The following is a 17276-nucleotide window of genomic DNA, read 5'->3' as shown; positions in this document are numbered from 1 at the left end:
CAAACCCATCGCCAGCAAGATGCGAAGAGCCAGATGGAACAGAGACTTCCTCTTCCAGCTCTTTACTCATATGCGATAGCCCTGCTCCGGAGGGGGGAGAGGTGGCGCCGCGAAGCGGCGACGGAGTGGGGGAAGGCGGTCCTTAAGCGCGAAGCCGCTGATAAGTGAGCGACCGAGCTGGCCCGATCTCAGGGCTCGAGTTCGACATCCCAGTAGAGATAATCCATCCAGCTTTCATGCAGGTGGTTGGGCGGGAATAGGCGGCCGTTATTGTGCAGATCGTGCACTGTCGGCTGGAAAGGCTTCTGCAGCGGCCACATCTTGGCGTGCGCCGGCATCATGCCGCCTTTCCTGAGGTTGCAGGGCGAGCAGGCGGCAACGACGTTCTCCCATGTCGTGGCACCGCCACGATGGCGGGGGATGACGTGGTCGAATGTCAGGTCCTCCGGCGTGCCGCAATACTGGCACTGGAAGCGGTCGCGCAGGAAGACGTTGAAGCGGGTGAAGGCCGGATGCCTCGACGGCTTCACATAGGCCTTCAGGCTGACCACGCTCGGCAGCTTCATCGAGAAGGTCGGCGAGGAGACGGCGTGCTCGTATTCGGCGACGATGTTCACCCGGTCGAGGAACACCGCCTTGATCGCGTCCTGCCAGGACCAGAGCGACAAGGGGTAATAGCTGAGCGGACGGTAATCCGCATTCAGCACCAGTGCTGGAAGCCCATCCGGAGATACGGCAACCGTCACGTGTTTACCTCCTTGGTTCTAGAACCGAACGGCGAGGATACTGTAAGCCCGACATGACAGGGATGTGAAGCGGATTGTCGCGTCGTCGAAGCAGCAAAAAGATAGGATTTTCATGCTTTTTTGCGGTTTCAGGCCGGTGGTGCGGCGTCCCGCCCTCTGGTTTCGCGATAATAGGACCAGAAAAGCCGCGATGCGACACCTCGCCACGGGCTCCATGATTCGGCGAGTTGGATCAGTGTTTTCTCCGGCGGACGCGGGTCTATGCCGAGTGCATGGCCGACCGCGCTCTGCAGGGCGACGTCGCGCGCGGGGAAGATGTCGGGATGCCCGGCGGCAAACAACAGGTACACTTCCGCCGTCCACGGACCGATGCCCGGCACCGCCGTCATCGTCGTGATCGCCTCCTGGGCATCGAGCCAACAGAGGTGATGCAGGTCGAGGCCGTCGACCACGGCTTTCGCAATTGCGATCAGGCCACGCTGCTTCGGCCGCGACAGGCCGGCCTCGCGGAACATGTCTTCGCCGGCAGCCAGGATAGCCTGCGACGTCAGCGGATCGACGAGCTTGGTCAGCCGGCCGAAGATCGCATCGGCGCTGGCGCGCGACACTTGCTGTGAAACGACAATTGACGCCAGGCTTCGAAACCCCGGCTCTGAAAGTCGCAGCGGCACCTCGCCGGCCATGCCGCGCACCTTTTGCAGGCGTGGGTCGATCACGCAAAGCGCGTCGAGGCCCCGGGCAATGTCGTCCGATGTCACGATACGCTGCATGCTTTCTTGTTCCTCGACCGGCAGCACGGTAGCAATTGGCAAAACCGCCGCACAACCCGATTGCCGCCCAAGAGATGACACTCCTGACATTCCGCTTCGCGCCCAGCCCCAACGGCGAACTGCATCTCGGCCACGCCTATTCGGCGCTGCTCAACCAGAAGCTCGCGACACAGGCTGGCGGCCGCCTGCTGCTGCGCATCGAGGACATCGACACCACGCGCTGCACGCCGCAATTCGAGGCCGGCGTGCTTGCCGATCTGAAATGGCTGGGGCTCGCCTGGGAAGAGCCGGTGCGCCGCCAGTCGGAGCATTTCGCCGAGCACAAGGCGATGCTTGACCGGCTGATCGCGGATGAACTCGTCTATCCCGCCTTCATGAGCCGCGGCGAGATCCGCGCCTTTATCACCGACAGCGAAAAGCACGGACGCGACTGGCCGCGCGATCCCGACGGCGTACCGCTCTATCCCGCCGCCGACAAGGCGCTGCCGATGAAGGAACGCAAGCGGCGGATCGCCGAAAACACGCCTTTCGCCTGGCGACTGGATGTCGAAGCGGCCATGGCCCGTGTCGGCAAGGCCCTGTCATGGACCGAGTATTCCGACGAGACGCTGCTTGTGGCACGCTCTATCGAAGCCCGCCCGCAGGAGTGGGGCGACATGATCGTGGCGCGCCGCGACATCCCGACCAGCTACCACCTCGCCGTCGTCATGGACGATGCGCTGCAAGGCATCAGCCACGTCGTGCGTGGGCAGGATCTGTTTTCCGCCACCGCCGTGCAGCGCCTGCTGCAGGAACTCCTCGCGCTGCCGCAGCCTGCCTATTTCCATCATCGTCTCATCCTCGGGCCGGATGGACGAAAGCTGTCCAAGAGCCTCGGCGATACCGGACTTGCCGCCTTGCGCCATGCCGGCGCATCACCCGACGACATCAGGCGGATGGTCGGGCTTTGAGGCCGGGGCTATCCGAGAAACCGCCCGCCAAGTGCACCGGCCGTTGAATTCCGATGATGCATGGATCAACGGTTTCACTTTGCGCGTCGCATTGAAGCGCAGTAGAGCAGCGCCACGTTCAACTCTCCCAGGCGGTCTCCGGAACATGCACAGCATCAAGCGGTTCATTCCCGCCACCTTCGTCGTCTTGTGGGCGACCGGCTTCATCGGCGCGCGCTATGCCATGCCGTGGGCGGAGCCGTTCACCTTCCTTGCCGCGCGTTTCGTCATCGCCGCCATCCTGCTGGCCGTCCTGATGCTGGTGCTGGGCTCGAAGGGAGCCACCCGCGAGGAGGCATTGCATGCCACCGGCGCCGGCATACTGATGCACGGCGTCTATCTCGGTGCCGTGTTCTGGGCCATCCACCACGGCATGCCGGCCGGCTTTTCGGCCCTGATCGTCGGCCTGCAGCCGCTGATCACGGCGGTGCTGGCCGGCAAGCTTCTCGGCGAGGCGATCCTGCCACGCCACTGGCTTGGCCTTGGCATCGGCCTCGTCGGCATCGTCATCGTGCTGTGGCCGAAGCTCGGCGCGCTCGGCGGCGGCGTAACAGCGGCGACACTGGCCGCCTCGCTGGTCTCGGTGCTCGGCATGAGCGCCGGCACCATCTGGCAGAAGCGCTTCGCATCCGGCGGCGACCTCGTCGCGGCGACCATGTGGCAGTATGTCGGCGGCGCCTCGCTGATGCTCCTGGCTTCGCTCGCCTTCGAGACGCATACGGTCGTCATCAACGGCGAATTGATCTTCGCCATGGCCTGGCTGGTGCTGGTGCTGTCGCTCGGCGCCATCTTCCTGCTGATGGTGATGATCCGCGACGGCGAGATGTCGAAAGTGGCCTCGCTGTTCTATCTTGTGCCGGCGGTGACGGCCATCATCGCCTGGGCCTTGTTCGACGAGCAGCTCAACGCGCTGCAGATTGCCGGCATGGCGATCACCACATTCGGCGTCGGCCTGGCAACGGCGCGGCAGACCAAGGGTGGAATTGTAGAATTGAGGAATTGAGGAATTGAGGAATTGAGGAATTGAGGAATTGAGGAATTGAGGAATTGAGGAATTGAGGAATTGAGGAAAATGGGCCCATCTGGCGCTGGGTGCTACTTCTTTAATTCTTCAATTCTTCAATTCTCCCGTTCCCCAGTTCTCCCGCTCCCAGTTCTCCAATTCGGCCGTCATCCAACCCGGGCGCGGGCCTCCAGATAGCGGCTGATCGCGGCATTGAGCTCGCCGCCAAGGATGAAGATCGCCGAGACCATGTAGAGGAAGACCACGGCGATCATGATCGAGGCGAGGCCGGCATAGGTCGTCACGTAGGACGAGAAGTGGTCGAGATAGGTGGCGAAGACGGTCGAGCCGACAAGCCATCCGGAAAGCGTGAAGATGATGCCCGGGACGATCGACACCAGGCGGCGCTTGCCCGCCGGCAACCAGAAATGGACAGCAAACAATCCGCCGACGATGACCGCCGAGGCGATCACATAACGCCACAGCGTGATGGTGCCCATATAGGGCTTGATCCAGTCGATATGGGCTTCGGCGAGCCGCGCCAGCAGCGGCGCGAACACCAGAAGCACGCTGATCGCCAGAAACCCGGCCGTTGCGATGAGCACGAAGATAATGCTCTGCACCCGGCGGTAAATGATGCCGCGCGTTTCCGAGACACGATAGGCGCGGTTGAGCGACGTGCGCAGCGCCTCGATGCCGTTCGAGGCGAAGTAGGCGGCAAGCAGCACGCCATAGGTCAAGAGATCGGTGCGCCTGACGGTCAGCACATTGAGCACCTCGCGCGCGATCGGCTTGGCGATCTGCTCGGGCCAGGTGTCGAACACAAGGTGCACGGCCGTGTCTGAGAACGCCTGCGCGCCGAGGAAGCTCGCCAGCGTCGTGGCAAAGATCAGGAATGGGAACAGGGCCATCAACGATGTGATCGCCAGATGGCTGGCCATCGCCCAGCCGTCATCGGTGTTGAAATGGCCAAGCGCGTCGTAGAGGACCCGTTTGAGTGCAACGATCTTCCGCAACAAGAACCGTGCCCTCCAATTGTCTCCACGCCGGGAATATGGGAAGGGATTGCGGCAAATGGCAACCCTTGGCGAAACCACGAACAGTTCAACGCAAGAGTTGCGCCCGATCATCGTCACCGGCGCATCTTCCGGAATTGGTGCGTATTGCGCCCGTGCGTTAAAGGCGGAAGGCTGGCGGGTGTTCGCCACCGCGCGCAAGCCGCAGGACATCGCCGCCCTCGAGATCGACGGTATCGAGGCTTTCTATCTCGATTATTGCGAACCGGATTCCATCGCCGCGCTGGTGGCGGCGGTGCTCGACCGCACCGGCGGCAGGCTCGACGCCCTGTTCAACAATGGCGCCTATGCGCAAGGCGGCGCCGTCGAGGATCTGCCCGTTGCCGCGCTCAAGGAGCAGTTCGAGGCGAATTTCTTCGGCTGGCATGACCTGACCCGCCGGCTGATGCCGGTGATGCGCCGCCAGGGGCACGGCCGAATCGTCCACTGCTCGTCGATCCTCGGCTTGATGCCAGTGCGTTTTCGCGGCGCCTATTCGGCGTCGAAACACGCCTTGGAGGCCTTGATGCTGTGCCAGCGCCAGGAACTGGCCGGCAGCGGCATCCATGTCTCTCTGATCGAGCCCGGGCCGGTAAAGTCGAAAATCGCCAGCAACGCCCTTCCCTGGTTCTTGAAGAACATCGAGCACGAGACTTCAGTCCACCGCCTCGACTATGCGGCGCAACTGGAGCGGCTGCGGGCCGGCGGCAGTCAATCGGCCTTGAAACCCGGACCGGAGGTGGTTCATGCGGCGCTGCGCCATGCACTTCTGTCGCGGCGCCCGCGCCCGCACTATGTGGTAACAGTGCCGGCCAGGATCGGTGCGGCGCTCAAACGCATCCTGCCCACATCGATGCTCTATCGCCTGCTCGCCAAGCGAGCCTGAAGCCAAACAACTGGAAACGCAATAATGGCATCCGTCTTCAACATCCTCGCCATCCTGGTCATGGTCGCCGTGGTGATCGTCCTCGTTCGCGGACTTATCAACATGATGCGAGGCGGTTCCGGCTTCACCTCGAACAAGCTGATGCAGACGCGCGTTCTGTTGCAGGCCGTGGCGCTGGCGCTGATCCTGCTTGCGGTGTATTTCACCCGCAAGTGAGATATCGGCTGCCGGGAGGCGACGTGGTCAAGCTCAACAAGATCTACACCCGCACCGGCGATGACGGCACCACGGGTCTCGGCACCGGCGAGCGGCGACTGAAATCCGATCTGCGGGTGGACGCCTACGGCACCGTCGACGAGGCCAATGCCTGCATCGGCATCGCCAGGATCCACACGGCATCGAGCCACCCCGCGATCGACGCCATGCTCGCCCGCATCCAGAACGATCTATTCGATCTCGGCGCGGATCTCGCCGTGCCCGACGACGGCAAGCCGCTCGGCTATGAGCCGCTTCGCATCGTCGCCGTGCAGACCGAGCGGGTCGAGAAGGAGATCGACCTGCTCAACAAGCAGCTTCAGCCGCTCAAATCCTTCGTGCTCAATGGCGGTACACCGGCGGCGGCCGCCCTCCATCTCGCCCGCACGGTGGCACGGCGGGCCGAACGACTGATGGTGGCCCTGGCCCAGGACCCGAACGAACACGTCAACCGCGACGGACTGAAATACATCAACCGCGTCTCGGATTTCCTGTTTGTCGCCGCCCGGGCGGTCAATGACAACGGAAACGCCGACGTGTTATGGGTTCCGGGCAAGAACCGCTGATTGTCGAAAGCGGAAGGGGCCTGCGGCATGTTCATCCCGCTCTACGATACCAACAGGCTGCGGCACATCAGGCTGCAATATGTGACGATCGGGCTGATCGCGGTCAACACCCTGGTCTATCTCATCACTGCGATCGGCGGCGAGAATTTCTCCAATGCCGCCGTGCTTGGCCTCGGCTTCATCCCGTCGGTCGTGCATGACACCGCCGAACTCGACCCGCGCTTTGTCGTCATCCCCGAAAGCCTGAGCTATCTCAGCTATTCCTTCCTGCACGCCGACATCTTCCACCTCGGCGGCAACATGTTGTTCCTGTGGGTGTTCGGCGACAATGTCGAGGATGCGCTCGGCCACATCCGCTATCTCATCTTCTATCTGTTGTGCGCCGTTGCGGGAGCGGCCTTTCAGGGGCTCATCGCCTGGGATTCGCAGGTGCCGCTGATCGGCGCGTCCGGGGCCATCGCCGGCGTGGTCGTCGCCTATCTGATCCTTTATCCAAGAGTAAAGGTCTGGGTGCTGGCCTTTGCCCGCATCCCGTTGCGCATTCCGGCCTTCATCCCGCTCATTCTGTGGGTGCTGTTCCAGGTGGTGATGTTTGCCGCCGGCGGCGAGGATCAGATCTCCTGGGCCTGCCACATCGGCGGCATCATCGCCGGCGCCGTTCTGGTGCTCATATTGCGCAGCCGCGGTGTGCCGCTGTTTGCAGGCCCTGACGAAGATGTCGCGCCCAGCGCTCCCAACCAACAGCCGGTTGCCACGGAACCGCTGATCCCCGACCCACCCGCCGCGACACCGCGCTGGGGGCGAGGAAACGCCTCCAGCTCGGACTGAACCGATTTGAGCAGCTTGCGGCGTATTGACGTGCAGGGTTGCCGCAACTACGGAAACGTCTCCGCCGCAGCCTAAGGCGGTCAAAGACCAGAATTTCCATCCGGAATGTCGGCTTTCGACAACTCAGCAGGGGCGCAGGCTGCTATAGGCGCGCCCAACTATCTCAAGAGAGGTGACAGGCAAATGAAGATCCTTGTGCCCGTGAAGCGGGTTGTGGATGCGAATGTGAAGGTTCGTGTGAAGGCCGATGGTTCGGCGGTTGAACTCGCCAACGTCAAGATGGCGATGAACCCGTTCGACGAGATCGCGGTGGAAGAAGCAATCCGGCTCAAGGAAGCCGGCAAGGCGGAAGAGATCATCGTTGTTTCGATCGGCCCGCAGCAGGCGCAGGAAACCCTGCGCACCGCGCTCGCCATGGGCGCCGACCGCGCCATTCTGGTCAAGACCGACGAGCAGACCGAGCCGCTCGGCGTCGCCAAGGTGCTGAAGGGCGTGGTCGAGGCAGAGCAGCCCGGCCTCGTCATCCTGGGCAAGCAGGCGATCGACGACGATTCCAACCAGACCGGCCAGATGCTGGCGGCGCTTCTGGGCTGGGCGCAGGGCACCTTCGCTTCCAAGGTCGTGCTCGACGGCGATCATGCCAAGGTGACGCGCGAGGTCGACGGCGGCCTGCAGACCGTGGAATTGAAGATGCCGGCGATCGTGACCGCCGACCTTCGCCTCAACCAGCCGCGCTATGCCTCGCTGCCCAACATCATGAAGGCCAAGAAGAAGCAGCTCGACGAGAAATCGCCCGCCGACTACGGCGCCGACGTCAAGCCACGCCTCAGGGTCATCAAGACCGAGGAGCCAGGTGGCCGCAAGGCGGGCGTCAAGGTCAAGAGCGTCGCCGAACTGGTCGACAAGCTGAAGAACGAAGCCGGCGTTTTGTAAGCGATCGGGAAAGGAACAGATAAAATGGCAATTCTCCTCATCGCCGAACACGACAACGCCACCCTTTCCGATCAGACCGCCAAGGCGCTGTCGGCGGCCCTGCAGATCGGTTCGGACGTGCATGTGCTGGTGGCCGGCAAGAGCGCCAAGGGCGCAGCCGATGCTGCCGCCAAGCTGAAGGGCGTCACCAAGGTGCTGCTCGCGGAAGCCGACGAACTCGCCGAGCGTCTCGCCGAACCGACGGCGGCACTCGTCGTGTCGCTGGCAGGCGCCTACGACACCATCATCGCGCCGGCGACCTCGTCGGGCAAGAATGTCGCGCCGCGCGTGGCTGCCTTGCTCGACGTCGCGCAGGTCTCCGAAATCATCGAAGTGGTATCGCCCGACACCTTCAAGCGGCCGATCTATGCCGGCAACGCCATCCAGACGGTGCAGTCGAGCGACGCCAAGAAGGTGATCACGGTGCGCACCGCCTCCTTCCAGGCAGCACCCGAGGGCGGCTCGGCTTCCATCGAGACCGTCAAGGCCGCGGCCAATCCGGGCCTGTCCACCTTCGTCGAGAACAAGCTCTCGGAGACCGACCGTCCGGAACTGACCTCGGCCAAGATCATCATCTCAGGTGGTCGCGCACTGGGCTCCTCGGAAAAATTCCAGGAGGTCATCCTGCCGGTCGCCGACAAGCTCGGTGCCGCCGTCGGCGCTTCCCGCGCCGCCGTCGACGCCGGCTATGCGCCGAACGACTGGCAGGTCGGCCAGACCGGCAAGGTCGTCGCCCCCGATCTCTACATCGCGGTAGGCATCTCCGGCGCCATCCAGCACCTCGCCGGCATGAAGGATTCGAAGGTCATCGTCGCCATCAACAAGGACGAGGAGGCGCCGATCTTCCAGGTTGCCGACTACGGCCTCGTCGGCGATCTCTTCGTCATCCTGCCGGAGTTGCAAAAGGCGCTTTGACGCTTTCTGCCAAAGCGTATTAAATAGTGAGGGCGGGGTAGACGAAGTCGCCCCGCCCTTTTAGTTTGCACCGCACAAAAAGCAGGCCGCAAAGGCATTTTGACGGGATCGGTGTAATGAGCAAGATCGAGACGATCGGCATCATCGGCGCGGGCCAGATGGGCGGAGGTATCGCCCATGTCTCCGCGCTTTCGGGCTACAAGGTGCTGATCTACGATATATCGCCCGACCGCATCGAGAAGGGCATCGCCACCATCAGCGGCAACATGGCCCGCCAGGTGGGTTCCGGCAAGCTCGAAGAGAAGGTGCGCAACGAAGCGATGGCGCGCATCTCTTCCGCGCCAGCGATGGCGGATCTTGCCGGCGCCGATCTGGTGATCGAGGCGGCGACCGAGGACGAGACCGTCAAGCGCAAGATCTACGCCCAGCTCTGTCCGCAGCTCAATCCCGAAGCCATCCTGGCGACCAACACTTCGTCGATCTCGATCACGCGGCTTGCCGCGCAAACCGACCGGCCGGAGCGGTTCATCGGCATACATTTCATGAACCCGGTGCCGCTGATGAAGCTGGTCGAACTGGTGCGCGGCATCGCCACCGAGGACCAGACCTTCGAGGCGGCCAAGACCTTTGTGAAGCAGCTCGACAAGACGATCACGGTCTCGGAGGATTTTCCGGCCTTCATCGTCAATCGCATCTTGCTGCCGATGATCAACGAAGCGATCTACACGCTCTATGAGGGTGTCGGCTCGGTCGACGCCATCGACACCGCCATGCGGCTCGGCGCCAACCATCCGATGGGGCCGCTGCAGCTTGCCGATTTCATTGGTCTCGATACCTGCCTGTCGATCATGCAGGTGCTGCACGACGGCCTGTCGGATTCGAAATACCGTCCTTGCCCGCTGCTGGTGAAATATGTCGAGGCCGGCTGGCTCGGCCGCAAGACCGGGCGCGGCTTCTACGACTATCGCGGCGAGCATCCCGTTCCGACGCGCTGATCAGATTCGCGTCAGCAGCAGGCTCTTTTCGGGACCGGTTCTGATCGAGACCGACAAACAGTTGGCGGGATGATCAAGGATCGGTGAGCACGTGCCGTGTCGCCGTGGCGCACTACCAGCGCACGAAAAATCGCCCGCCAAGCGCACCAAGCAGCGCCAGTACAGCGATCGCGATCGTGTACCAGGTAGCAACGAAAAGCGGCGAATCGTCGAAGCAGTGCGCGGCATAGAAGGTCGCCGACAGCCCGCCGGCGAGCAGGCCCGCGACCGCCCCTGCAAGCACCGGTCGTGTCGGCGCGCCGTAGCGCAGCATCCACAGGAAGATGGCAAGCGGTCCGATCCCGATCAAAGGGATGAATGTCATGCAGATCATCATGTTGGAGCCGACCATCCTTGTGCCCCACAGCGCCTCCGGCACCATGAAAAGCTCCAGAACCACCGCCACGGCTACCAGCACCGGCGCCGCGGCCATCCAAGCCATTGCCCGGCGCGTCGAAGCTCCCGGCGTCGACAAGTCGCGGATCAGGGCAAAGGCACTGACGGCAAGCACGATGGTGAAAACAAACTTGGAGAGAAAGCGCATCGTATGCGCGGCCGCCATGAAGTCCGGGCGCGGGCCGATGGTCAGCAGGAAAACGACGGCGGCGATCACCGCTGCAGCACCGGCGGCCATCCACCAGGCCGATTGCAACGGCATCGCCTTGCTACCGGCATCGGCGTCCAGCGCCTTGATGAGATCGTCCGTCCTCATGTCATTCCCGCCCGAATCGCTTGGCTATTGCGGCAAGTCCCCGATGCAGCGACACACGCACCGCCGTCTCGCTGATACCGAACCTTGCCGCCGTCTCTCCGATAGAGCGGCCTTCCACCGATACGGCTGAGACCACCGAGCGCTGTGCCGGCGACAGGCCATCCAAAGCCCGGTTGATGTCGCGCTCGCTGACGGTTTCCGTTTCCGGCTCGGCGAATGTCTCGGCGATATCGTCGATATCGACCTCGATGCGCCGTCCACGCCGCCGGAACGCGTCGATAAGCTTGAAGCGGGCGATTGCATAGATCCACGGCAACACCGGCGCGTCCTGGCGCCAGGTATGTCGTTTCACATGAATGGCCAGCAACGTTTCCTGCACGACATCCTCGGGATCGACCCCGCCCTGCACGATCTTGCGCCTGACAAAACCGCGCACCAGCGCGGCAATCCGGTGCAGAAAGTCGGCATAGGCCCTTTCATCTCCCGCGATCGCGGCCCGCATCAGCCGGGAAAGCTCGGCCTCGTTCTTGCCGCTCACAAGAGTTCACTCCCCCGATTTTCGCGTCTCGGCGCTGATTTGTTACGTGGCCGGCGAAATAATGTCCAAGCCAAACTAGCGGCAAATCACGAAACTTTGCAGGCGCTCGATCAAAATCAGCAAAGCAATGTTGACTATCGTGGTCAGGTATCGATAGGTGCAGCCCTGACAGATCGAAGACCCGCAGAACGAGGACATGCCATGAAATACGCCCTTTCCACCCTCGTCGGCGCCACCGCGCTGGCAATCACCCTGCTCGCCGGTCCGGCGATGGCGGAAGATGATGGCATCATTGTTTACAACGCCCAGCACGAGAGCCTGACCAAGGCGTGGGCCGAAGGCTTCACCAAGGAGACCGGCATCAAGGTGACCGTGCGCAATGGCGGCGACAGCGATTTCTCGAACCAGATCGTCGCCGAGGGCGCTGCTTCGCCCGCAGACGTGTTCCTGACGGAAAACTCGCCAGCCATGGTGCTGGTCGAAAATGCCGGCCTGTTCGCGCCGGTCGAAGCCGACACGCTGGCCCAAGTTCCCCAGGACTATCAGCCGGCCAGCGGCAAATGGGTCGGCGTCGCGGCGCGCAGCACGGTCTTTGCCTATAACAAGACCAAGCTAAGCGCCGACCAGCTACCCAAGTCGATGCTTGACCTCGCGGATCCGAGCTGGAAGGGCCGTTGGGCCGCTTCCCCATCGGGCGCCGATTTCCAGGCCATCGTCAGTGCGCTGCTTCAACTCAAGGGCGAGGCCGCCACGGCGGACTGGCTGAAGGCGATGAAGACCAATTTCACCGCCTACAAGGGCAACAGCACGGTGATGAAGGCGGTCAACGCCGGCGAAATCGAAGGCGGCGTGATCTACCATTATTACTATTTCGGCGATCAGGCCAAGACCGGCGAAAACAGCAAGAATGTCGAGTTGCACTATTTCAAGAACCAGGATCCGGGCGCGTTCGTTTCGATCTCCGGTGGCGGTGTGCTGGCTTCGAGCAAGCATCCGAAGGAAGCCCAGGCCTTCCTGAAATGGGTCACCGGCAAGGGCGGCCAGGACGTGCTGAAGACCGGCGATTCCTTCGAATACGCGGTCGGCAAGGGTGCGGAGTCCAACCCTAAGCTGGTACCGCTCGCCGATCTGCAGGCGCCAAAGGTCGATGCCACGAGGCTGAACTCCAAGAAGGTCACCGACCTGATGACGGCAGCCGGCTTGCTTTAGTTGACATTCCTCCTAAAAGGACAACCGACCACGCTCCCGCGGAAATTCGCCTTCTGCGGGAGTGATTTTGTTTTTCGAGATGGCATTCGTCGATGACGACACGCTGTGTTCCCGACCGCGATCGCGGTCCTTCAATTGCTGCCGCTGGACGCCAACGGCGTGGCGTCTGACCTGATGCAGTCTGCGGTCGATCTTGCGCGCTCGGGCCTGCCTTCGGGCACAGGCCGAAGGTCTCGGCGGCGCGTACCGCTTTGGCTGGTCATCGTCGCTATCTTCGTTGCGCTGCTGGCGCTGCTGCCGCTTGCCTTCATCATCTGGATCGCAGTGCAGACCGGCTGGGAAACCGTCTCGGCGCTGGTCTTCCGGCCACGTGTCGGCGAGCTTCTGGTCAACACTGTCCTGCTGGTGCTGCTCTGCGTGCCGATCACCATCGTGCTGTCGGTTGCACTGGCCTGGCTGACCGAGCGCAGCAACCTGCCGGGCGCCCGGTTCTGGGCGTGGTTGTGCGTGGCGCCGCTCGCCATTCCCGCTTTCGTGCACAGCTATGCCTGGATCACCATGGTGCCAGGACTGCACGGCCTGTGGGCCGGCGTCCTGATTTCCGTGATCGCCTATTTCCCGCTCCTGTATCTGCCGGTGTCGGCGGCGCTGCGCCGTCTCGATCCCGCCCTCGAGGACGCCGCCGCCGCACTCGGCCTTGGGCCCCGGCGCGTGTTTTGGCGTGTCGTGCTGCCGCAATTGCGGCTCGCCATCTGCGGCGGCTCGCTGCTGGTCGGTCTGCATCTGCTGGCTGAGTACGGCCTCTATGTCTTCATCCGCTTCGACACCTTCACCACGGCGATCGTCGACCAGTTCCAGTCGACCTTCAACGGGCCGGCTGCCAACATGCTGGCCGGCGTACTGGTAAGCTGCTGTTTCGTGCTGCTCGGCCTCGAAGTGCTGGTGCGCGGCGAGGAGCGCTATGCCCGCGTCGGCTCGGGCGCCGCGCGTTATCAGCAGCGCACAAGCCTCGGACGGGCCACCGGACCTTGCCTGGCCTTGCTTGTCGTCACCACGCTGCTGGCGCTTGGCGTGCCTTTCGTCACCATTGGCGGCTGGCTTGCCGCCGGCGGCGCGGCTGTCTGGCGCTTCGACGAGATAGGGCTGGCGCTTGGCCAAACGCTGTTCCTGGCGCTCGCCGGCGCATTGCTCGCCACGGTCGCCGCCATGCCGATGGCCTGGATCTCGATCCGCGCGCCGGGGCCATTGCAGCGCCTGCTGGAGGGCTGCAACTACATCGTCGGCTCGTTGCCGGGGGTCGTCATTGCGCTGGCGCTGGTCACCATCACCGTGCGCATCGCGTTTCCGCTCTACCAGACCCTGTTCACCATCCTGATGGCCTATGCGCTGATGTTCCTGCCGCGCGCGCTGGTCAGCCTGCGCGCGTCGATCGCGCAGGCACCTGTCGAACTCGAACGGGCAGCTTCCAGCCTCGGCCGGCCGCCGCTGCAGGCGCTGTGGTCGACCACGATCCGCCTGTCGGCGCCAGGTGCAGCAGCCGGCATGGCGCTCGTGGCACTCGGCATCATGAACGAACTGACCGCCACCCAGATGCTGGCGCCGAACGGCACCCGCACGCTGGCGATGGCGTTCTGGTCCTACAGCAGCGAGATTGATTATGCCTCTGCGGCACCTTACGCCTTCATCATGGTGGCCATGTCACTTCCCTTGACCTGGCTGCTTTATGTCCAGTCGAAACGGATGGCCGGACGATGAGCTTTCTCGAGATCAGCGGCCTGCACAAGCATTACGGCCCGGTCGCGGCGCTTGCCGGCGTCGACCTCAGCGTCGCCAGTGGCAGCCGCACGGCGATTGTCGGCCCATCGGGCTGCGGCAAAACGAGCCTGCTGCGGCTGATCGCCGGCTTCGAGGCCCCGGATCGGGGCTGCATCATGCTCGACGGCGAGGTCCTGGCCAATGGTGACGGTGCCGTGCCGGCACATCGCCGCGGCATCGGCGTGGTGGCGCAGGACGGCGCCCTATTCCCGCATCTGACCATCGGCGACAATATCGGCTTCGGCATGGCGCGTGGCGAAGAAAAGCGCACCGAGCGCATCGTCGAGCTCGCCTATATCGTCGGGCTCGACAAGGCGATCCTCAAACGCCGCCCGCACGAACTCTCCGGCGGCCAGCAGCAGCGCGTGGCGCTGGCCCGCGCCATGGCGATGAAACCCAGGCTGATGCTTCTTGACGAGCCGTTCTCGGCGCTCGACACCGGCCTGCGCGCCTCGATGCGCAAGGCAGTGGCCGAGCTTCTGGAAACCGCCGGCATCACGACCATCCTGGTGACGCACGACCAGGCCGAAGCGCTGTCCTTCGCCAGTCAGGTCGCGGTGATGCGCGACGGCACATTCTCGCAGATCGGTACGCCACGCGAACTCTATTTCAAGCCGAAGGACAGGATGATCGCCGAATTCCTCGGCGACGCCATCATCCTGCCGGCAAAGATATCCGCTGGCTTCGCCAGCTCGCCGCTCGGCCGCATCGCGGTCGACACCAACGACAGCCGCGACGTTGCCCGCATCATGCTGCGGCCGGAGCAGATCGCGCTGAAAAGAACGTCGCGCGAGGGCATGTCGGGCACTTCGGACATGCTGTTCGGCGAAGTGACGGAATCGGAATTCGCCGGCTCGATGTGCACGGTCGCGGTGCGGCTTCTGAACAACGCCGATCCGCCCGATGCGGCCGCGATCGGCAACACGCCGCTGGTGCTGCGCAAACCGGGCATGGACGCGCCAGCGGTCGGCGAGATCGTCCGGCTGACCGTGTCGGGAAAGGCGCATGTCTTCGCCTGAACGGCGTACGCGTGGAACCTAGGCCTATTTCGGATTAGCCGACGCGCTTCCCCGCCTGATCGAACCAGTGCAGCTTTTCTGCCTTGGCAACCACGCGCAATTGGTTGCCAACCGTGGCGGTGGCGCGACCAGCGACCCGCACGACGATCCTGCTGCCACCCGCGGCACAGTGAAGAAAACTTTCGGCGCCTACCGGTTCGACGGCCTCGACCAGCGCCGGCAGGACGAGTGCGCCGGACGGCGCCTCCGCATTGAAGGTAACGTCGGCATCCTCGGGCCGAAAACCGACTGTCGCGGCTCTTGCCTGCTCAGGCGCGAAAGCAATCGCCGAGCCGTCAGCTAGCATCGGGCCCGAGGAGCCCCCAGTCAACGCCAGGAGATTCATTGGCGGCGCGCCGATGAAGGAAGCGACGAACGTCGAAGCCGGTTTCTCGTAGACGTCGAGCGGCGCCCCCATCTGCTCGACCAGTCCGGCATTCATGACGACGAGGATGTCGGCCAGCGTCATCGCCTCGAGCTGGTCGTGGGTGACATAGACCGACGTGACGCCAAGCGAGCGCTGCAGGTTCTTGATCTCGACCCGCATCTGGCCGCGCAATTTGGCATCGAGATTGGAGAGCGGCTCGTCGAACAGGAAAACCCGCGGGTTGCGCACAATGGCGCGGCCCATGGCGACCCGCTGGCGCTGGCCGCCGGACAACTCGCGTGGGCGTCTGTCGAGCAGTGTCGAGAGTTCCAGCACTTTCGCCGTCGAGCGGACCCGACTGTCGATCTCGTCTTTCGGCGTGCCGCGGTTGCGCAACCCGTAGGCCATATTGTCGTAGACCTTCATATGCGGGTAGAGCGCATAATTCTGGAACACCATGGCGATGTCACGCTCGGTCGGGCCGATGGAGTTGACGATCTTGCCGTCGATCGCAACCGTTCCCGAGGAGATGGTTTCGAGCCCAGCGATCATTCTGAGCAGCGTGGACTTGCCGCAGCCGGATGGGCCGACCAGCACGCAAAGCTCCTTGTCGGGAACGGCGATGGAAACCCCCTTCACGGCCTCGAAGCCGCTCGGGTAGACCTTCTTAACGTCCTTCAGATCGACGGTCGCCATCAGCTTCTCACTTTTCGGAATCGACTAGGCCGCGAACGAACCAGCGTTGCATCAGCACCACGACCAGGATCGGCGGCACGATGGCCAGCATCGCTGTGACCATGACCAGGTGCCATTGCGTATCGGCATCGGCGAAGGAGACCATCTTCCTGAGCGCGATGACGATCGTATTCATGTTGTTGCTGTTGGTGACAAGCAACGGCCATAGATACTGTGTCCAGCCATAGATGAAGAGGATGACGAACAGCGCCGCGATGTTTGTCCGCGACAAGGGCAACAGGATATCGAAGAAGAAGCGCCATGGCCCCGCACCGTCGACACGCGCCGCCTCCACCAGTTCACCTGGAATGGTCATGAAAAACTGCCGAAACAGTAATGTGGCGGTAGCCGAGGCAATCAGCGGGATGATCAGGCCGGCATAGGTGTCGATCATGCCGAGATCGACCATCACCTTGTAGGTGGGCAGGATGCGCACCTCAACAGGAAGCATCAGGGTGATGAAGATCAGCCAGAAGAAGACCATCCGCAGCGGAAAACGGAAGAACACGATCGCATAGGCCGACAGGATAGAGATGAAAATCTTCCCCACCGCGATGCCGAGCGCCATGACCGTGGTGTTGAGCAGCAGCCTGCCGACGCTGACGCCGCCGATGCGGCCGACACCGCCAAACAGCGCTTCGGTGTAATTGTTCCAGAACTGATCGCTGGGCAGGAGCGGCAATGGCGGCTTAAGGATCGTTTGCAGCGTCTGCGTCGAGGCAACGAATGTGTAGTAGATCGGGAAGGCGACGATCAATATGCCGAGGATGAGCACGGCATGGGCGAGGAAAATGCGAGTCGAGGACTGACCGATCATCGCTGC

Annotated in this window: 19 protein-coding genes; 12 read left to right on the top strand and 7 right to left on the bottom strand. The window is 63.0% G+C overall.

Annotated elements, in window-relative coordinates:
* Positions 1-188: 188 nt before the first annotated feature.
* Both NKI20_RS28430 and NKI20_RS28425 read right to left on the bottom strand, forming a co-directional pair.
* Positions 189-746 (bottom strand): HNH endonuclease, encoded by a 558-nt coding sequence (locus NKI20_RS28430; protein WP_006328497.1) that lies wholly within the window; start codon positions 744-746, stop codon positions 189-191.
* Positions 747-874: 128 nt separating this feature from the next.
* On the bottom strand, positions 875-1516 hold the full coding sequence (locus NKI20_RS28425) for a DNA-3-methyladenine glycosylase family protein (protein ID WP_352836694.1): 642 nt from the start codon (positions 1514-1516) through the stop codon (positions 875-877).
* Positions 1517-1590: 74 nt separating this feature from the next.
* Between NKI20_RS28425 and gluQRS the strand changes: the two genes are divergently transcribed.
* Positions 1591-2466: a tRNA glutamyl-Q(34) synthetase GluQRS gene (gluQRS, locus tag NKI20_RS28420; protein WP_352836692.1), complete on the top strand. Its 876-nt coding sequence runs from the start codon at positions 1591-1593 to the stop codon at positions 2464-2466.
* Positions 2467-2611: 145 nt separating this feature from the next.
* Positions 2612-3508: a DMT family transporter gene (locus tag NKI20_RS28415; RefSeq protein WP_352727941.1), complete on the top strand. Its 897-nt coding sequence runs from the start codon at positions 2612-2614 to the stop codon at positions 3506-3508.
* A 167-nt stretch (positions 3509-3675) separates the two neighbouring features.
* On the opposite strand, the gene NKI20_RS28410 is transcribed toward NKI20_RS28415, so the two are convergent.
* Positions 3676-4527, bottom strand: coding sequence for a YihY/virulence factor BrkB family protein (locus tag NKI20_RS28410; RefSeq protein WP_032906951.1), 852 nt, complete (start codon positions 4525-4527; stop codon positions 3676-3678).
* Positions 4528-4582: 55 nt separating this feature from the next.
* Between NKI20_RS28410 and NKI20_RS28405 the strand changes: the two genes are divergently transcribed.
* The 7 genes from NKI20_RS28405 (at position 4583) to NKI20_RS28375 (ending at position 9980) form a co-directional block, all read left to right on the top strand.
* Positions 4583-5449 carry an SDR family oxidoreductase gene (locus tag NKI20_RS28405; RefSeq protein WP_352836688.1) on the top strand — a complete coding sequence of 289 codons (867 nt, stop codon included), beginning with the start codon at positions 4583-4585 and terminating at the stop codon, positions 5447-5449.
* 24 nt (positions 5450-5473) lie between these two features.
* Positions 5474-5665, top strand: a complete 192-nt coding sequence (locus tag NKI20_RS28400) for a twin transmembrane helix small protein (RefSeq protein ID WP_023757208.1) — start codon at positions 5474-5476, stop codon at positions 5663-5665.
* 23 nt (positions 5666-5688) lie between these two features.
* A complete protein-coding gene (locus NKI20_RS28395) occupies positions 5689-6270 on the top strand; it encodes a cob(I)yrinic acid a,c-diamide adenosyltransferase (RefSeq protein WP_352604385.1) in 582 nt (193 codons plus the stop codon).
* 27 nt (positions 6271-6297) lie between these two features.
* Positions 6298-7098 (top strand): rhomboid family intramembrane serine protease, encoded by an 801-nt coding sequence (locus NKI20_RS28390; protein ID WP_352836703.1) that lies wholly within the window; start codon positions 6298-6300, stop codon positions 7096-7098.
* Positions 7099-7281: 183 nt separating this feature from the next.
* Positions 7282-8031: an electron transfer flavoprotein subunit beta/FixA family protein gene (locus tag NKI20_RS28385; RefSeq protein WP_352836685.1), complete on the top strand. Its 750-nt coding sequence runs from the start codon at positions 7282-7284 to the stop codon at positions 8029-8031.
* Between the two features lie 24 nt (positions 8032-8055).
* Complete coding sequence (locus NKI20_RS28380) at positions 8056-8985, top strand: electron transfer flavoprotein subunit alpha/FixB family protein (RefSeq protein WP_352836682.1); 930 nt, start codon at positions 8056-8058, stop codon at positions 8983-8985.
* A gap of 116 nt (positions 8986-9101) precedes the next feature.
* On the top strand, positions 9102-9980 hold the full coding sequence (locus tag NKI20_RS28375; protein WP_352604382.1) for a 3-hydroxybutyryl-CoA dehydrogenase: 879 nt from the start codon (positions 9102-9104) through the stop codon (positions 9978-9980).
* A gap of 112 nt (positions 9981-10092) precedes the next feature.
* Here NKI20_RS28375 and NKI20_RS28370 read toward each other — a convergent pair whose 3' ends face one another.
* Entirely contained in the window at positions 10093-10731 is a 639-nt protein-coding gene (locus tag NKI20_RS28370) for an NrsF family protein (RefSeq protein ID WP_352836679.1), read from the bottom strand.
* A 1-nt stretch (position 10732) separates the two neighbouring features.
* Positions 10733-11269 (bottom strand): sigma-70 family RNA polymerase sigma factor, encoded by a 537-nt coding sequence (locus NKI20_RS28365; RefSeq protein ID WP_352836677.1) that lies wholly within the window; start codon positions 11267-11269, stop codon positions 10733-10735.
* A 201-nt stretch (positions 11270-11470) separates the two neighbouring features.
* Here NKI20_RS28365 and NKI20_RS28360 point away from each other — a divergent pair, with 201 nt between their 5' ends.
* The 3 genes from NKI20_RS28360 (at position 11471) to NKI20_RS28350 (ending at position 15312) form a co-directional block, all read left to right on the top strand.
* The gene (locus tag NKI20_RS28360) at positions 11471-12478 is read left to right on the top strand and encodes an iron ABC transporter substrate-binding protein (protein WP_352836675.1); all 1008 of its coding nucleotides are present in this window, start codon (positions 11471-11473) and stop codon (positions 12476-12478) included.
* A 174-nt stretch (positions 12479-12652) separates the two neighbouring features.
* Positions 12653-14233: an ABC transporter permease gene (locus NKI20_RS28355; RefSeq protein WP_352836700.1), complete on the top strand. Its 1581-nt coding sequence runs from the start codon at positions 12653-12655 to the stop codon at positions 14231-14233.
* Positions 14230-15312 (top strand): ABC transporter ATP-binding protein, encoded by a 1083-nt coding sequence (locus NKI20_RS28350; RefSeq protein WP_352836673.1) that lies wholly within the window; start codon positions 14230-14232, stop codon positions 15310-15312. Before NKI20_RS28355 ends, NKI20_RS28350 begins: the two co-directional genes overlap by 4 nt.
* A gap of 34 nt (positions 15313-15346) precedes the next feature.
* On the opposite strand, the gene NKI20_RS28345 is transcribed toward NKI20_RS28350, so the two are convergent.
* Complete coding sequence (locus NKI20_RS28345) at positions 15347-16414, bottom strand: sn-glycerol-3-phosphate import ATP-binding protein UgpC (RefSeq protein ID WP_352836671.1); 1068 nt, start codon at positions 16412-16414, stop codon at positions 15347-15349.
* A gap of 7 nt (positions 16415-16421) precedes the next feature.
* Complete coding sequence (ugpE, locus tag NKI20_RS28340; protein ID WP_352604370.1) at positions 16422-17270, bottom strand: sn-glycerol-3-phosphate ABC transporter permease UgpE; 849 nt, start codon at positions 17268-17270, stop codon at positions 16422-16424.
* Positions 17271-17276 lie beyond the last annotated feature (6 nt).

Source organism: Mesorhizobium sp. M0830, from assembly GCF_040319965.1.
Lineage (GTDB): Bacteria > Pseudomonadota > Alphaproteobacteria > Rhizobiales > Rhizobiaceae > Mesorhizobium.
This window is presented reverse-complemented; position numbering and strand designations above follow the sequence as displayed.

Coding starts and splice junctions, on each gene's coding strand:
- NKI20_RS28425 (WP_352836694.1), bottom strand. CDS start 1,516: ATGCAGCGTATCGTGACATCGGACGACATTGCCCGGGGCCTCGACGCG.
- gluQRS (WP_352836692.1), top strand. CDS start 1,591: ATGACACTCCTGACATTCCGCTTCGCGCCCAGCCCCAACGGCGAACTG.
- NKI20_RS28415 (WP_352727941.1), top strand. CDS start 2,612: ATGCACAGCATCAAGCGGTTCATTCCCGCCACCTTCGTCGTCTTGTGG.
- NKI20_RS28405 (WP_352836688.1), top strand. CDS start 4,583: ATGGCAACCCTTGGCGAAACCACGAACAGTTCAACGCAAGAGTTGCGC.
- NKI20_RS28400 (WP_023757208.1), top strand. CDS start 5,474: ATGGCATCCGTCTTCAACATCCTCGCCATCCTGGTCATGGTCGCCGTG.
- NKI20_RS28390 (WP_352836703.1), top strand. CDS start 6,298: ATGTTCATCCCGCTCTACGATACCAACAGGCTGCGGCACATCAGGCTG.
- NKI20_RS28385 (WP_352836685.1), top strand. CDS start 7,282: ATGAAGATCCTTGTGCCCGTGAAGCGGGTTGTGGATGCGAATGTGAAG.
- NKI20_RS28380 (WP_352836682.1), top strand. CDS start 8,056: ATGGCAATTCTCCTCATCGCCGAACACGACAACGCCACCCTTTCCGAT.
- NKI20_RS28375 (WP_352604382.1), top strand. CDS start 9,102: ATGAGCAAGATCGAGACGATCGGCATCATCGGCGCGGGCCAGATGGGC.
- NKI20_RS28370 (WP_352836679.1), bottom strand. CDS start 10,731: ATGAGGACGGACGATCTCATCAAGGCGCTGGACGCCGATGCCGGTAGC.
- NKI20_RS28360 (WP_352836675.1), top strand. CDS start 11,471: ATGAAATACGCCCTTTCCACCCTCGTCGGCGCCACCGCGCTGGCAATC.
- NKI20_RS28355 (WP_352836700.1), top strand. CDS start 12,653: ATGCAGTCTGCGGTCGATCTTGCGCGCTCGGGCCTGCCTTCGGGCACA.
- NKI20_RS28350 (WP_352836673.1), top strand. CDS start 14,230: ATGAGCTTTCTCGAGATCAGCGGCCTGCACAAGCATTACGGCCCGGTC.
- NKI20_RS28345 (WP_352836671.1), bottom strand. CDS start 16,414: ATGGCGACCGTCGATCTGAAGGACGTTAAGAAGGTCTACCCGAGCGGC.
- ugpE (WP_352604370.1), bottom strand. CDS start 17,270: ATGATCGGTCAGTCCTCGACTCGCATTTTCCTCGCCCATGCCGTGCTC.